Genomic DNA, 15,975 nt, shown 5'->3' on the forward strand with positions numbered 1-15,975 from the left:
CAACGAAGTTCAAAATAACCACAAAAAAGCACAAGAGTGAGGTTTCCCCTTCTCTTGTGCTTCTCTCTAGACCCTTTCGTAACAATACCGGAGATAATCCTCGGTTCCAGATTGCCACGGACGGTAACTATGTTCTTTCGATCGGGATCGCTGCATGGGACAAGCTGCAGCTCTGCAAATCCTGCTCCGACACCTCGGTATCCAGAAGCGAGAGATAAACTCCTGTCCCAGGCAGCGCCTTCGTTCTTTCGATCGCCAGTCCCTGCACATGCTGCAAATTGATGACGCTCAGGCTGTCCTGAGCAGCCTTCCCTCTGAAGCCTTGAATCTGAAGCTCCTCCAGATGCTCTCCGTACAAAGCGTTGGACCAGTGGGCATTCCTCTCTTCTCCCCACTTGACTTCAACGTCGCTAAGGGTAACGTCATCAGCATAACGCAAGAAGATAGCCGGAATAGGATGCTGGAAAACGCCTCGGGCCGATGGCTGGGTGTCGAATACACCGCCCGGGTAGCCGCTTTTCACGCGCATCGTCTGCTTCACGTTACGGAGGGATATGCCGCTTATCCGGCTCTCTTCAGAGCCCTCTATGTAGATGCAGCCTTCGGATTCAATCAGCAGCTGGTCAAACCTGATGTTGCGGATGGTACCCGGTGCCGGGGCGTTAGGCGTATTCCTTCTCTCGGCGGTCATGAAGATCGGCTCCGACTTGCCCCACCAACGGAGCGTGCGCTTGATCTCCTCATCATTGCTAAACAGCCTCGTCTCAATAAACAGATTGGAGAAGAGCATGTTCTCCATCGTCGCGCCGTCCCGCACCCAGATGCCGACGCCGCGGTTCGAATTTCGAATGACACAGTTGGTCACGGTAATATTGCGGATATCCGCATGCGTTTCCGTACCGATCTTTATGGCCGAATCGTGCGATTGCAGCGTACAGTTGGTCACCGTGATATTCTCGCAGGCTCCATAACGCTCCGCACCGTATTTCGTCGTCTTAATGACGATGCAATCGTCCCCCGTTTCAATATGGCAGTTCGAAATATGAACGTCCTTACAGCAATCCGGATCGATACCGTCATTGTTCGGTCCGCGGACCTGCCCGAGGATTTTGACCCCGTCCACCGTCACTTGATTACAGCCGGTCATATGCAAACCCCAGGAGGACGCCCGGTACAGGGTGACATCCCGGAAGACGACATTCGTACAGCCCTCGAAGTCGATCAGCTTCGGGCGAAACTCGACTAACGGCTCCAAGACATAGTCGCTCACTCCGTCCTCCGGCTCCAAGAAGTGCTCGCCCCGGCCGTCGATGGTCCCAAGGCCCGTTATAGCGACATGCTTCGCATGCCTTGCGCAGACAAGCGCCCTGCTTCCTTGCCCTTCGCTTAGTTGCGCGGCTTCCTCCTCCGCCGGAGCGATAAAATCGGATTTCTCCGTACTGCTTACAATTCTGGCTGCCGGCGTTAAGTGCAGCTCTACAAAGGAGCGCAGTTGTATGGTTCCCGATAAAAATTCACCCTTCGGCACCATAACGGTACCCCCGCCTTGCTCTGCACAATAATCGATCGCCCTTTGGATGCTTGCCGAATCCTTGGTAACACCGTCACCTATGGCTCCGAAGTCTTTGATATTATATAACATGTACTTCCCTACTCCTCCCCGGCGCTTGTGTCTTTGCCTCTATCGTTCTTCTACCATAATACACAGCGTTCTTAACCCGCAAGCTTCATTTTTTGAAAGGCGGATATAGTCGCTCGCCGGAGAGTAGTACTTTTTTGCCCGATTTCGACTTCGTTGTCCAAAGCCCTGAGGCCACTAATCAAAATTACTCCTCGTAGCTTTCCCAGTAACGTTTACGCTTTACCAGCTTTCGTTTGCGCAATTGCTCGGCTACGGTCAGCCCGATGAGATAGGCGGGGGCGGAGGTGTTCCCATCTACGGTAAACGGAATGATGGAGTCATCGGCTACATGCAGGTTTTTAACGCCATGTACAGCTCCGCGTCGGTCGACTACTCCCGCCTTTCGAAGAGGTGCCATCCGCAGTGAGCCTTGCTGGTGGTGATTGTGTTCAAAGGTTTCTTTAATGAAGGCTTCCAGCCTGGCGTCGTCCTGAATAATATCCATAGTGGGAGAAAGCAGGCGGTAGGACGGATCAATAGCCTGCAGCTGTGCAGCGATTCTTCGTATATAAATTTTATATATATTTTTTACCGCGGTAAGATCATCCGGATTTTGAAGAAATCCTTCATTCGCAAGAACGATTTGCAAGGGGTCGTTGCTTTGAAGTCGAATCGAGCCGCGGCTCTTGGGCTTCAGGAAAATAATCCCCAGCGTTAAAGTGTCACCCGAACCAATTCCGAAAAGCTGTACGGCACGCTCCAAGGGATCGGCGCCGGGGGTAGGGTCGGGAAGGAAAGCCCCGCCGGTATAAAGCGCATTCGGATCTCCGGCGGGCAGTGCCGCGTCCCTTGGATTGGTTGTAAAGGTTGCAAAATTTAACGTATGATTTCTTAGCCCTTTGCCCACGGAGGGATTTGCGAATACAACAGGAATTCCTGCTGCCTTAAGCTCCTCTTTGGGACCAATGCCCGAGAGCATTAAAAGCTGAGCGCTATTAATACCTGCTGATACGATGACTTTTTTTCGGGCGTACGCCCTATGCTGCCGTCCCTCTTTTAAATAGGAAACCCCCACTGCCGTTTTATTTTTAAAAAGGACGCGAAGTGCCGTTGATTTGAAGAATACATGTAGTTTTCGTCCATGTACGCCGCGGCCGTTCGGGTTCATGATATCTGCTGACAGGAAGGCAGTTGATGAGCTTTCTCTTCGTCCGTTCGGCTTTTGGAAAAGCTGCCATCGGGTGAAGGGACCAAGCGGGGTATTCGGATCGTTATAATCGATAATTTCCGCAAAGCCCGTCGCCCTTTCGATAGCGGATACAAGCTTCTTCGCCATGGCTGTCGGATGCTGCGGAGCCTGGCGAATATCGATTCGCCCACGATAACCATGCGCCTCAACATTGTCGGTTTCGCCGTTGAAGCGTTCCATCCGTTTAAACCGCTGTAAGGCCCGCCGGGGCGACCACGCAGGTCCGAGCAGCCTCTGCCACTTGGACAGAACAGCTGCCGTAGGTCTGACGTATTGCTCCCCGTTAATGGAGGAACCGCCGCCCGCCAAACGCCCTGTTGTCCATTCAAAGGTTTGTTCGTCAAGTCCTTCCTGAGGAGTCCCTTCCCCTTGCCAAAAGTATTGCGCAAAAAATTGCTCTTCAAGCTCCGGTGCAAAAGTGGAATCCCGAATCGGCCGGTCCTTGTCTTTGTTTTCCCCGGCTTCGAGAACAAGAACAGAAGTTTTTTTATCATCCGTCAGGGTCTTGGCTAATACCGCTCCGGCAGGTCCCGTTCCGATAACAATATAATCATAGGTAAGACCCCTGTCGTTTCTTACTCGAGCACGCAAAGCACTTCCTCCTTTAACCTTAAATGCCTACACCTGCAAAATATTGCTTCCCCCCCCTCCATGTGACACATTTGCCAACTTTATTTTTGCTATAGCTTGGAAAACGGCAAAGAGCTGCCACGCGGCAGCCCTTTGTTTTTATAGGTCTCAATCAATGGATCTCCTGATGCTTGAACCGATCAATAAGGTAATCGGCCGTTCTTGCAGCAATAGCCATCACGGTATTGGTCGGATTGCCGCCGCCGGAGGTAACAAACAAACTGGCACTGCAAATAAACAAGTTCGGGATGTCGTGTGTCTGCCCAAAGCTGTTCGTGACAGAGGTTTCGGGATCATTACCCATACGGCATCCGCCCATCAGATGTGCCGTATCATTGGTAACATAGGCCGGGGTTCCCCCAGCCGCCCGAATAATATCTTCCATTTTTGAAACGGCATGGTCGATTAGCTTCAAATCATTGGCTCCGTAAGTGAAGGAAACATGGGCCAGCGGCATGCCGTACTCGTCCTTATCCTCCGCCAGCTCGACGCGGTTCGCAGGATCCGGAAGCACTTCACCGACGAGCGTAATTCTATTGTAAAAGTTGTAATCCAGCATCGTCTCGCGCAATGCGCGCCCCCATAGCTTCTCTGAAGCGGAAATTCCCTTGGCCATTTCCACCGGGCGGGAGCCGTGGGCGTGAAGCGTATAGCCCCGTGCAAACCCCCGATCAACATCCGTTTCATAGAACTCCTGTGTGGTTGCGAGAACCGGCGTGCCCTTGTATAACCGGATTTCCTCCGGGAATTTGCCGTAGACATCGTTACTGCTGTGAACGAGTATGCTTTTGCCTACCCAGCCGCTTGAATTGGCCAGTCCGTCGGGAAACAGAGCGTTGGCGGAGTTCAACAGAAGGCGCGGCGTCTCGATGACGAAATTGGCCAAGATGACGATTCGGGCTTTTTGTTCGTAGGTTTTCCCTTCATGAACAAACGTGACACCGGTTGCCAGGCCCTCCCGGTTGACAAGAACTTGGGTCACCATGCTATCGGAAATCACTTCCGCGCCGAGCTGAATCGCTTTCGGGATATGATGAACCAACGTGCTGAATTTGGCATTTGGCATGCACCCTTGATTGCAAAAGCCTCGGTTGATGCATGGAGGCCGTCCGTCGAACGGCGCAGAATTAATGGCTAGAGGTGCCACCACACTTCGAATGCCAAGCTTCTCACAGCCGATCCGAAAGATCTCCGCGTTCGCGCTAAGGGGCTCGCGTTCGGGATAAGGATACGGGCCGTGAAAAGAGCCCCACGGGAAATGCTTCGGTCCGGATACGGCGATTTCTTTTTCGATTTTTTGGTAGTAGGGCTCGAGATCTTGATAGGTAATCGGCCAATCCTCCCCTACGCCGTCCATCGTTTTCGTGCGAAAATCGCTTTCATGAAAGCGAAGAAATACACCGGTAAAATGAGTCGTGCCGCCCCCTACGCCCCTGCCGGAATTATTATGGCCGAGCTTGATCGGGTTGCCGCCGCTCACGATCCGTGTGTCCTGCCAGCCCAGGTGGGTCATCGACAGCTCATCGCTGGCGAAATCCGTTTGCGGATTCCAGAATGGGCCGGCCTCAATCACGACCACCTTGAGACCGGCTTTACTTAATTCGTATGCGAGTACACCTCCGGCAGCACCGGCTCCGACAATACAGATGTCCGCATCCTCTTGATATTTACGTTGTTTCAGACTGCTGCTGCGGTGATTCAAGTAATGATCCGTATGATGTGTAACGGAATCGCGGCTAGTTCCCATCTCTTTTGGCCTCCCAAGGATCGGTTAAACCCATCTCCGAACGGACATACCCTCGAGGATAGGCAGGACCCGCGTACCCGATTTCCGACCAAATGAAGGGATGCGAGTAATACGCCGCCACAGCCTCAGCGAACAGCTTATCCCTGAAATCTTCCATCGAGACCCCGTGCGGACCTGGGTTCGAAGAAATATCTCCCTGCATGAAACGGCTGACGGCTTGGTTTTGGGCTTCATCCTCTAGAGCTGTAAACGCCCCGCCATACCGTTCTCTGCAAGCTTGATCAAATTGAGCAAGCCCTTCGCGAAGCAGAATGGATTGCTTCGGCACACCAGCTTTACGTTCAGACTCGCCTATTCCTGCATGCAAGCTTTTGTCGAAATGATAAACCATGTAGGCCATCACCGCATCGCGACGGTCATCAAGCAGAATCGAGCAAAGCTGGATTAACGTTTCCGCTTCTTGCGGGTTGAAAAATCGATAGGAATAAAACGAATCGGTCTCCAACCGCTCCTTGACAATTTCCCTCGTATGAGGATCCCAATGCTCCTCCTGGTCCAAAACATCAAACTCAGGATAATGAACCTTATACTCGGACATCTTCATCCCCCCCAATACAATGCAATCAGCCCAAGCAAGCTTAAGGCAGATATCAAAGCGGGCAAGGTAAGCGGAGGGCCGGTCATGAAATTACGAAGCTCATAGCCTCCTACACGTTCACCTACACCATGGATATGCATGTAAGATCCGTAGGCTCCTGCCAGGATACCGACGGACAGCAGTACTGTCAGTAGATTTAGCAGCCAGTTCACATGGTAATAGGTAAAGAGAAGTATGCTCAAACCGAACAGCGGAGTGGCGATCACAGGAATCCACATCGACCAATGCCGGAAATTTTGACGATAATGGAATAACGTGACCTGCACAAAAACAACAAGGAATAACAAACCCGTCGCAAGAAGAAAAACGCGATCCTGCGTCCATCCGTTCCAACCCAAAGCCATCACCATCCACGATTGTTTTTCATACAACGTGTAGGATTCCTCCATTTGGTAATTTCATGCAGAATTCATAGGGCAAAAATAGAAAAATTGGGGGTTATAGTGAAACGAAAAAAAGCCTGGAGTATCTACTCCGGGCTCAATTCGTGATTTGTATTCAAATGCACCGCCGACTCCGTAAAGCTTTGTCCTAACCCCTTTCGTACCAATACCCGGGAATCCCTTTTTCCATGCGAAGCAGCGCTTCCAAATAATAATAGTCACCCCAGATGATATAATCATCAGGTCCCAGGTTGCCGCGGACATAGTAGGAGCCGTGCTGCAGGATTCCCTCCGCCTCCGGCTGATCCCGGGTGGAATAGTTCTCGTACAAGGACTGCATGGTGCGTTGAACAGCATCCCTGATGTCGTTGTATTCCTGATCGCCCTGCCCAAGCTGCTCGAGGTGCTCCAGCAGCTCCAGCATCCCGCAGGTCGCAATAGCCGAGGCGGAGCTGTCACGATACGTTCCCTCTCCTTGGGTCACATCGAAGTCCCAGTACACCACATGATCCTCCGGCATACGCTCGATAAAGTAGCGTGCCAGCCGCTTCGAGGTTTCCAAGTAAAGCGGATTTCCCGTATACCGGTAGCATAGAGCAAAGCCATAGATGCCCCAAGCCTGGCCCCGCGTCCAGGTGGAGCCGTCGTGAAAGCCTTGATGCGTTCCGCCGCGAACCGGCTTGCCGTCCTCCTGATCGAAGTAAAAGGTATGATACGAGGAGTCGTCTCCACGCACCAGGTATCTCCGGCTCAGGTCCGCGTGCTTCACGGCGATCTCCTTATATTTGAGCTCACCGGTCTGCTCCGAAGCCCAAAACAGAAGCGGCAAATTCATCAAGCAATCGATGATGATCCGGCCCCCGTTCTCGGGATCCCCCTCCGGTCCCCAGGCTTGAATATACTGCCCCTTCGGACGCCACCGCTCCAGCAGCTTATCGGCCGCATCAAGAGCCAGACGCCTAGCCTCCTCGCTGCCTTCCACGATCCAGCCGGCCAAGGCCGAAGGACAGTAGAGGAAGCCGATGTCATGATGATTCAGACTGACATTTCCGTCCAGCCGCCGCCGGAAATCATCGATTTGCCGGACGGCCGCATCCCGGAAGAACGTATCTCCCGTATACTCATAGCTGAGCCACACCATTCCGGTGTAGAAGCCTTCGATCCAGTCCGTATTTTCCCGCCAGACGTAATGCTTTTCGGAGCTGTCACCGTTCTTAATATGGGGGAAGAGATCGCCCCGGCGCAGCAAATTGTTTTTGATTTTCGAGACAGCGTCCTCGATGGCCGTAACGTAAGTCATTCGGTTTACTCCTTTTATCTGGTGTTATAGATGAATAGCTTCCAGCCGGTTTTCCTTACGTGCCCGTTCGGCGGCAAATGCGATGGCATGACCGTAGATGGATTCCTCAAGCGCCGTGTAGGAAAGCGAAGGCTCCCTTCCCTGCAGCACTTGCACGAAATCCTCGACGAGGAGCAGGTCTCCTCCTCCATGACTGTCATTGGTCACGCTGCAATCGATCCGCCTTTCGTCATAATCCAAACCGTGGGTTGTATTCGGTTTGCGGACCACGAAATAGCCGTCCTCCAGATTCCCCTGAATGTCGCCCTTGGTCCCCACGATGTGGAGGGTTCGATACGATTTCGCTGCCCCGCCGATCATATTATGAGTAGCCGTGGCCCCGTTCTCGAACTCCATCATCACGGATTGCCGGTCTACCACGTCATTATCGCTATGCCACACGCATCGACCGTAGGGACTCTCCCCTTTCAGAATGCGACCCTTTTCCTCCTCCGTAAGCTCTACACCCAAGTCGAAGTGGTCCCACACATGAAAATTCCATTTGTCATTTTCGATATAATGCTTCTTTGCGGAATAGGGACATGTCGCTTCGATGCCGCAGTCCAGCAAACACTGCTTCCCCGCTCCTTCCGGAGCATGCTCCGGCCTGAAATGGACCAGACCCCCGAAGCTCCCGACTCGTACGGGTTTCACCCCATTCATTACCCAGGCAATAATATCCAGATCATGGCAGCATTTTTGCAGCAGCATGGGAGAGCCGCAAGCCGCTTCGTTGTTCCATTTCCCCCTGACAAAAGATACGGCCATATGATGGTAGCTCACATGCTCCGCCGTTTGAATGTTGACGATCTCTCCGATTTCGCCGGAGGCTATCGTCTTGCGGATGCCGGCATAGAACGGAGCGTACCGCAGCACGTGGCAGATCATGACAATCCTATGATGTCGCTGCGCCGCCTCGCGCAATACGGCGATCTCGTCCATATGAATGCCTATCGGCTTCTCCAGCAGCACGTGATACCCCGCATCCAGAAGAGGCAGCGTCGTATCCACATGCAGACGATCCATCGTCCCGTTGATCGCCGCATCGGCAAGCTTAGGGGCTGCCGTCAACGCTTCCACGGAGTCGAAGCATTGTGATTCCGGAATGCCGTAGAGGGCCGCCGCCAGTCTTCTTCGCTCCGTATCCGGGTCTGCGACACCTACGATCCTGAGGTGCTCCGGATGCTTTTTCGCATAGGAAGCATAAATCATGGCCCGCTGCCCTGCGCCTACAAGCACCGCAGTAACAGGCTGTAATAGTTTCATGGGTTGCTCAGCTCGCTCTCATAGGATAGTATCCGTCGATTCACTTTCTCTCTCGTGGCTAATAGCCATTCATCTTCACGGGGATACACCTTGAACGTGAGAGGCGTATCCAATTCCTCTTCGATCAGCGCCAGAACCTGTTCCCTGCCGATGTAACGCTCCAGCAGCTGCAGTGCCCTTATATCCTGAAGGGCATCGTGGAACACAACTAGCCTAAGGGATTCGATCGGCCCCTCCGGACCGGGATAAACAACGAAAGCATCCCCGGAAGGGAAGGCAAGACCGCAATCGGTAACCCGGAACGGATCGATGAGCTTCTTGGAATACTGGCTGTACCAAAAGTTAAAGCCCCAATGAAGAAAGCCTTTGATATCATATTTGTATAATTGGTAGCCTATGATCCGGTTTCGTGCCGACGCGTGCGCAAAGAAACGGTTCGAGACGTCAACAAACTGAGAATTACAGTAGTAAGTCCATAACCCGGTGACGTTTCGCTCGACAAATGGCTCGATGCGATCCAAGGCAGGTACCGGTGTCGGCACCACGCCCTTCTCGTAGAAGGCAATATCGGACAGGGCGTCGATTCTGGGGAAGCCCTTCAAATGTTCGTCGAGAATCCCGGCGGCGGAAGCATACGCTTCCAAATGCGGCAGATGCGGCTCGTCGGAGACATGGAAGAAGACGAGCTTCTCCAGGCCGTTTTGCTTGATAAACGAAACCAGCTCAGGAAGAAAGCGGGCCAGGAAGCCCTTATACTCGGGGCCGGAAGCATCCGTTTCCCAGCCGAAGAGCCTGCGGGCTTCCCCCTCCTGCCACCCGATGATCTTCGGAGCATGTTTCGCTCCCCACTGGGTAAACAAATGGGAAAATTCAAAGTACTCGATCCCTTTGCTTCTGCCAAGCTCCACCCAGCGCTTCAGCCTGTTGAAGCCAAAGGCATAGCCATCCTCCGTCAACGTAACGTCCACCAGCTGAACGGTCGGACGTTCTCCCCCGACTTGGGTATCGAGCGGAGGCGTAAACAGCGGAGTCAATAACAGGTTGACCCCGTTCTTCACAGCCGTTTCGATGAATTCACCGATCAGCTCCCAATGCTTCTCGCTAAAGATGCCCACCCGGTAATACTCCGCGATGCAGTCCGCGTGAAACCATTCCGTATGGAAAAGAGTTTGCTTGGGAAGCAGCGGAGGCAGCACCTCCAAATGAAAGGTTTCCTCGCTTAGCACCTCGCCCTCCGATGACTTGAACACAGTGCGGATCGGGTGAAGACCGGCCGCAGACTGCTCGGTAAGCCGGACAGTAACCCATATCGCGTGCCATTGCCCTCCCAATGCGGGTACTTCCTCCTGCCATGACAAGGGATAGAGGGGATCCGGGTATAAGCCGGGCGTCGACCGCAGCACATAGCCGTCGTGATGATCCCTGACAGGATACTCCGAAGGCGCAAGTCCTACACGGTGAAGCGTTACGGCTTCCTGCAGGTCTGACTCTACCGAAACCCTCATATTGCGGATGCGCTCAGCGGCACGGTAGGCAACCTGAAATGAAAAGGTTTCATTCCGTAAGGCCGATGCTTTCGAGAAGACCGGCGAAGAAAGCTCCCCGTCGGCGAACACCTTGGCGAGAGCGCTTATCAATCTTGTTTCTAAATGAATCCCATGGTTGCTGTTCATGACTGCTCTCCTTAGTCCAGCGCTTGTATAAACCGAATCAGCAGGTCGGCATGCGCTTCCGTGAGCTTATTGCCCCTTAGTGCCCTAACCTCTTGTATCAGCGCATCGTACTGCTTTTTCTCCAGCTTTACGTTCATGGATTGGATCAGCCCGAATTCGCCCGGTCCCGATACCCACCCGCGGATCAGACTGCTCACAGCTTCCCTGGTCACCCGAATCGTAACGACTGCTTCCGCCGTACTTTGATTTCCCGCCGCATCAGAAGCGTATGCGGAAATCCTGTGTTCGCCCGGAATCAGCTGGTACGCCGGAGACTGAAGCAGCGGCGCTTCACAGGAGCTGTACGTCACACCGGAGACCGTGTCGGTTGCCGTGCAGGTAACCTTCACCAGCTGATCCACCGTGTATTCCCCTGCTCCCTCCAGCCGGATGACCGGAGGTGTCTTATCGACGAGGAAGACGCCTGCGTAGGCCGACTCATCCTTGCTGCCGTAAGCATCATCAGCCGTGACAAGAATATTCCGATACTCGCCCTCCGGAAGCTCAGCTCCGCTCCAGGAAAATTCCACATTAGGCAGCGCGGGCTCTGTCCGAGGCGGGACCTCCAGCACTACGTACTTCGGTATCCCGCCTACAGCGGCCGTTATCTTCACCTTATCCCCGTCCGCATCCCACACCTTGGCACGAATGCTGTAGACGGATGCTGCATTGCCCGTTTGAACGGATGCCCCTTCGTTACTAACGGATACATGCGTCCCTGTGGATGGGTTATACACACTCACGGTGACGCTGACCTCGCGAGCCTTCCTCCCAGCCGGATCCTGAGCGTTATATCTAAGCGTGTAATCGCCGACTATGGATGTATCCACGTTTCCTTCCACCGTGACCCGGGAGGTCACATCGCCGAAAGAAATGCTGTCCGCTTTATATTCGGGCGCCTGGAACGCCTGAAATAAAGGCCAGCTCAGCTTCTGTCCGCCGCCCACAGTAATGACCGGATTCAACGTCTCCAGTAAACCGCCGGGGTAAACCTTCAAATTATCCATATAAAAGCTGCCCGAACCTCCTGTGGCGGTAGAAGCCGCGAAGCCGGCGAAATGGGATACCGAGTACCGGAAGCTTTGATCGATCACCTTCAGTTCGCCGTTGACATACAGGGAAAAGCGATTTGTCACCGGATCCGCAATGATTTTAAAGCGATACCAAGTGTTTTCACTATACGGCTGAATGACGGTGTCCCCACCGGATGAATTCTTATACGTAAAGACATGGCGATTGTTAATGTTAGAAGACATTACCGTAATCCCGTTCGTGCCGGCTTGATCCTTCAGGTTCCAGGAATGGAAGGTGCTGTACGATGGAAGCATCACATCAAACTCCGCGACAATCGGACCGTATTGGGTGAAAAAGGTTTTCGTTGCGACGGAAGCGCGGCTGTTGCTGTCTTCGAATTTCAAGCTTCTATCCGCTGCCGTCGGCGTCTCGCTTATCGTGATGGGGCCGCCGCGTGCGTCCAGCACATAGCCGGACGGAGATTGGCCGCTGGGCTCGCCGTTGTAATCGTCGTCGATCAAATATTCATACGGATAGATTTTCACGTTGTCTGTATAGACCGTGCCCGTCTCTTCCACACCTGAAGACACTAGGAATCCGGAAACCTCGGGTACAGGATGCTGCAGCTCCAGCTCGGCTGCTTTCCTGCCGTCGAAGAAGACCGAGTAACGGTTCTTGGCTGCGTCAACCATCATTTTGACAGAATGCCAGGTGTTCGGAGCCATGTTGGCCACGACCTCATGGGATCCTGCGGCGCCTTGGACGATCAGCCCGGCTTTTGAACCTTGAATCGTTGCCGCTGACACACCGGACTCCCCTTGCAAACTCCAAGAGAATCCGCCGGACTCCTCGGACAGCAGGATGTCAAACTCAACAGCCGTTCTCTTTGCGGGCAGGAACGATTTTCGCGCTGCAACCGTCGCGCTGGCGCTTGTGTCGTGCAGCTTGAGACTTCCGCCTGACGTTCCCGGTGCAGCGGCAATGACGGCAGAACCGCCTTCCGTGCGGAGAGTGTACCCACGCGGTTCCGCTCCCATTGCCTCATGATCGAAGCTGTCTTCAGCCCAGACGGTGAAAGGATAGACGACTACGTCATCCAGGTAGTGAACGCCCGTTCCCGAAGTACCAGTGGAGGCGGAGAAGTTGTTCAGCGAGGCTACCGGCTTCCTGAACGGAACCCCGCTTGCCCTCAGGCTGCCGTTTACGTAAATATTCACTCGGTCGGTTACCGGATCGGCTAGAATCGCAATCGTATACCAGACCTGCGGCGAGTAAGGCTGAAGGACGGTATCACCTCCGGCTGAGTTTTTAAATATGAGATTGCCCCCGCTCGTCATTACCGTAACTGCGTTCACCGTCCCGTCCCCTTGCAGGTTCCAGGAATGGTAGCTGCTTGCCGCCGGCAGCATGATCCTGAACTCGGCCCGGACGGGCTCCGACTGCGAGCCGATCGGCTTGGTAGCGACGACCGCTAGGCTGCCTGCGGTATCGGTTAGCTTCATGCTTTTGTCGGAGGCATCCGGCACCTCGGCAATGGCGATTGTTCCGCCTGTAAGATCAAGCGTGTATCCGGGCGGCGGCTCGCCTGTAGCGGATGTGTTGAAATCATCGCGGATGAGATAAGCATTGGCATCAAGCGTCACAGCCCTTACCGTTTCGCTCATGGCGGATCGGAGACCGGCCGGGTCGAAGGCGGCTACCGAATAGCTGTAGCTTGTATTCGGCGCCAGGCCGGTATCCTGGAACGAAGGCGAATAGACAACGCCGGCCTTCACTCCGTTCCTGAACACCTCATAGCCGGCCACACTGGAGTTATCGGTGGAAGGCAGCCAGCTCAGCCGAATCTCGCTCTTCGATACCGGTGCCGCCGACAGCTGCGCCGGTGTGCTGGGAGGCAGCTGATCCGCATCCGGACGGGTTAAGGCCAGCTTGATATGCAACGAGGCTCCCTTTGCACCGACAGGGTCCACGGACAGCTGAACCGTAGGACTCAGCTGCAATACCTTCACACGCGGATCCAGCTCCAGAACCCCCTCAGCCGCCTGATGAACTTCGAGCATCAACGGCTCGGTTTGCGTTTGTGTCGGATCCGATACCGTTACGTTTAGTGTATTCACCGTCTTCTCTGTCATGACGGATGCCTTGGAACGGCTTGTGATCCATGGCGAGCCGTTCATGAAAACACTGGCCGGACGCTCCGTCCAGAAGTTGGCGCCGACGATGCCCATGCTCCCTTCACGGACTGCCTGCACTTCCGGCGTATTACTCAGCACTTGAATGGAGGAGTCTCCCGCATAACGCTCCGTCTCCGCCGCCGTCATGCCCGGAAGCAGCACATAGGCATAGGTGTCCCCAGCCGGCCTGGTTCCATGCTCGAACCATAGCCTTTGATAGCTGCGCGTAATCGGTTCCGTTTCCGCAGGACCTTGAATCGCCCCCCAAGTACCGGTTTGAGCGGTCCTAGCGCCTTTCACCGTACCCCCGTTCGGGAAATAATAACCGATATCCGAGCCGGGCGCCGGACCGGTCAGATGCGCCCATCCTGCGTTGTCATACGTCTGCACTGCTCCATCCATGCCCTTAGACTGTTTCACCCCGTCTACGGTCAGTACGGACGAGCCGGTTGCATCCAAGCGCCGATTCTCCATGATCGTCTCCACGGGAAACTCCCGGGAGGAAGAGATGCCCGTGCCAAGCGCAACAATTTCATCATCGAACATGAACCATGATTTATGTCCGGTCAGGCTTGTGCCATACGGATTAAACTGCATGCCGGCCACGCCGAACTCCCCGTTCGATACGCCGCCCACCCAGTTATGCGGCGTTTTCGTGCTTTGTCCCGCGCGATCGGCCAGCGGCTGAATATCCGCCGTGATCCCGGACAGCCGGTAGGGGTCAACCGTCGCCCAGTAATCCTCGTCATACTGGCCTAAATCTCCGTTATACAGGTAGGTCGCTCCATCGCCGGTACGCCAGCCGTGCAGGTTGTTGCCGTTAATCGATTCATAGCGGAATACCCGGCTTGACGACATGCTGATGCCAAAGGCAAATCCGGGGCGTCGGTGCACCACACGGTCGGACTGGGTATACACTTTATTCATCGCCATGTCGCCATAAGGCTGTATCGCGGCATCGTTCACAATCCTTTTGGCAGCGGCGGAATAAAACAGCGGAGCATGGACGAGAAAGGGACGAAATGTATCCTCCGTAACCCAGGCTTTCACCATCCCTGCAAATACCGCTGCATCCGCAGGTGGAGCGAACAGCATGGCCGTCAGCACCCCCTGGATGACCCTGTGCCCGGCCACATGGCTTTGCACCCCAGAGTTCGAGATCAGCCTTCCCCGGAACATATCCATCTGCCCGCCCTTATACAGGGTTGGGGCGAAGCTGTCATACACCCATCGGAACAGGTTAGCCGCCGAAGGGTCGGTCACCTCCCATGCAGAGCCGTCTAACAAATACACGGCATTCGCCAGCAGCTGGAAAAAGGTCGTTCCGTAGTTTCCGATGTACGGATGTGGCCCGTGCTGAAGGAAGGATCCGTCCTCATGCATCCCGTCGGCCTCCGGGATCGTCGTATAGGCGAATACATTGTTAAGCCCATTCGTCGAAGTCGCCGTGCGGGTGTTATCGCTTAGCGCATCCCGAGCCAAGGCGATTTCGGAGCCGTCCTTAGCCAGGACGCCTCTGAGCATGTAGACCCAAGCCTTCTCCACCCGGTTCGCCCCGGTAGCGGCGGAGCCGTTGGTCAAATTAGGATCGGGTGAGAAGGCCTTCACCGCTCTGAGATAGCCCCCGATTTGCTCTGCCGTCAATTCGTCATATAACAGCACAATCGTGTCCATTAAGTTCTGGGGAGCTGACATCTCCCAGTGATACCAGTTGTCGTACCGGGCCGTGTTTTCGTTATATCGATTCGCGTAGTTCCATTCCAAAGCATCGATTATGGCCGACCGCAGCGACGCATCCCCGAAATAATGGCTTCCCCGGGTTGAATAGGCTAAGGCCATAGTGCGAATTCGCTCATACGCAACGACATTGTTGCCGGACCGGGTCTCCCCGGTTAGATCCGTCCACAAGCAGTCGCAAGCCTTGCGCCCTTCCCCGGTCTGGAGAGATTCCCATACGCCGGCAGCCTTCTCTTCAAGCAGACGAATCTGACCTGCCTGATCAGGGTCGCCGGGATCGGCCCAGGCTCCCCCGTTCAGCACGTCCTTCCATTTCAAACGAAGCGTATCGAACGCATCCCAAGGATCTTCAGCTTTTGCCGATACCGGCAGCAGACTTGGCAGGAACAGCAGGATACAAAGGGTCAAGATGAACCGTCGATTCTTCTTCATAATGCATCACCTC

At 54.3% G+C, this 15,975-nt stretch carries 9 protein-coding genes; all 9 read right to left on the reverse strand.

The window, feature by feature from the left end; translation table 11 throughout:
* Positions 1-127: 127 nt before the first annotated feature.
* The 9 genes from RAC89_RS26790 to RAC89_RS26830 all read right to left on the reverse strand — a co-directional run bounded on the left by RAC89_RS26790 (position 128) and on the right by RAC89_RS26830 (position 15,962).
* Positions 128-1,642: a glycoside hydrolase family 28 protein gene (locus tag RAC89_RS26790; protein ID WP_306616785.1), complete on the reverse strand. Its 1,515-nt coding sequence runs from the start codon at positions 1,640-1,642 to the stop codon at positions 128-130.
* Between the two features lie 184 nt (positions 1,643-1,826).
* A complete protein-coding gene (locus tag RAC89_RS26795; protein WP_306616786.1) occupies positions 1,827-3,461 on the reverse strand; it encodes a GMC family oxidoreductase in 1,635 nt (544 codons plus the stop codon).
* A 151-nt stretch (positions 3,462-3,612) separates the two neighbouring features.
* On the reverse strand, positions 3,613-5,247 hold the full coding sequence (locus RAC89_RS26800) for a GMC family oxidoreductase (protein WP_306616787.1): 1,635 nt from the start codon (positions 5,245-5,247) through the stop codon (positions 3,613-3,615).
* Positions 5,237-5,845 (reverse strand): gluconate 2-dehydrogenase subunit 3 family protein, encoded by a 609-nt coding sequence (locus RAC89_RS26805; protein WP_306616788.1) that lies wholly within the window; start codon positions 5,843-5,845, stop codon positions 5,237-5,239. Before RAC89_RS26805 ends, RAC89_RS26800 begins: the two co-directional genes overlap by 11 nt.
* A gap of 2 nt (positions 5,846-5,847) precedes the next feature.
* Entirely contained in the window at positions 5,848-6,276 is a 429-nt protein-coding gene (locus RAC89_RS26810; RefSeq protein WP_306616789.1) for a hypothetical protein, read from the reverse strand.
* Between the two features lie 160 nt (positions 6,277-6,436).
* Positions 6,437-7,588, reverse strand: coding sequence for a glycoside hydrolase family 88 protein (locus RAC89_RS26815; protein ID WP_306616790.1), 1,152 nt, complete (start codon positions 7,586-7,588; stop codon positions 6,437-6,439).
* A 24-nt stretch (positions 7,589-7,612) separates the two neighbouring features.
* The gene (locus tag RAC89_RS26820) at positions 7,613-8,893 is read right to left on the reverse strand and encodes a Gfo/Idh/MocA family oxidoreductase (RefSeq protein ID WP_306616791.1); all 1,281 of its coding nucleotides are present in this window, start codon (positions 8,891-8,893) and stop codon (positions 7,613-7,615) included.
* Positions 8,890-10,566 carry a DUF4091 domain-containing protein gene (locus tag RAC89_RS26825; RefSeq protein WP_306616792.1) on the reverse strand — a complete coding sequence of 559 codons (1,677 nt, stop codon included), beginning with the start codon at positions 10,564-10,566 and terminating at the stop codon, positions 8,890-8,892. The genes RAC89_RS26820 and RAC89_RS26825 overlap by 4 nt, the downstream gene beginning before the upstream one ends.
* A gap of 11 nt (positions 10,567-10,577) precedes the next feature.
* On the reverse strand, positions 10,578-15,962 hold the full coding sequence (locus tag RAC89_RS26830) for a polysaccharide lyase family 8 super-sandwich domain-containing protein (protein WP_306616793.1): 5,385 nt from the start codon (positions 15,960-15,962) through the stop codon (positions 10,578-10,580).
* Between the last annotated feature and the right edge of the window lie 13 nt (positions 15,963-15,975).

The organism is Paenibacillus sp. GD4, assembly GCF_030846225.1.
In the GTDB taxonomy this organism is placed as follows: domain Bacteria; phylum Bacillota; class Bacilli; order Paenibacillales; family NBRC-103111; genus Paenibacillus_G; species Paenibacillus_G silviterrae.

Bases quoted from the DNA above. Each gene is read 5' to 3' on its own strand.
- RAC89_RS26825 (WP_306616792.1), bottom strand. From the start codon at position 10,566: ATGAACAGCAACCATGGGATTCATTTAGAAACAAGATTGATAAGCGCT.
- RAC89_RS26790 (WP_306616785.1), bottom strand. From the start codon at position 1,642: ATGTTATATAATATCAAAGACTTCGGAGCCATAGGTGACGGTGTTACC.
- RAC89_RS26805 (WP_306616788.1), bottom strand. From the start codon at position 5,845: ATGTCCGAGTATAAGGTTCATTATCCTGAGTTTGATGTTTTGGACCAG.
- RAC89_RS26820 (WP_306616791.1), bottom strand. From the start codon at position 8,893: ATGAAACTATTACAGCCTGTTACTGCGGTGCTTGTAGGCGCAGGGCAG.
- RAC89_RS26800 (WP_306616787.1), bottom strand. From the start codon at position 5,247: ATGGGAACTAGCCGCGATTCCGTTACACATCATACGGATCATTACTTG.
- RAC89_RS26815 (WP_306616790.1), bottom strand. From the start codon at position 7,588: ATGACTTACGTTACGGCCATCGAGGACGCTGTCTCGAAAATCAAAAAC.
- RAC89_RS26830 (WP_306616793.1), bottom strand. From the start codon at position 15,962: ATGAAGAAGAATCGACGGTTCATCTTGACCCTTTGTATCCTGCTGTTC.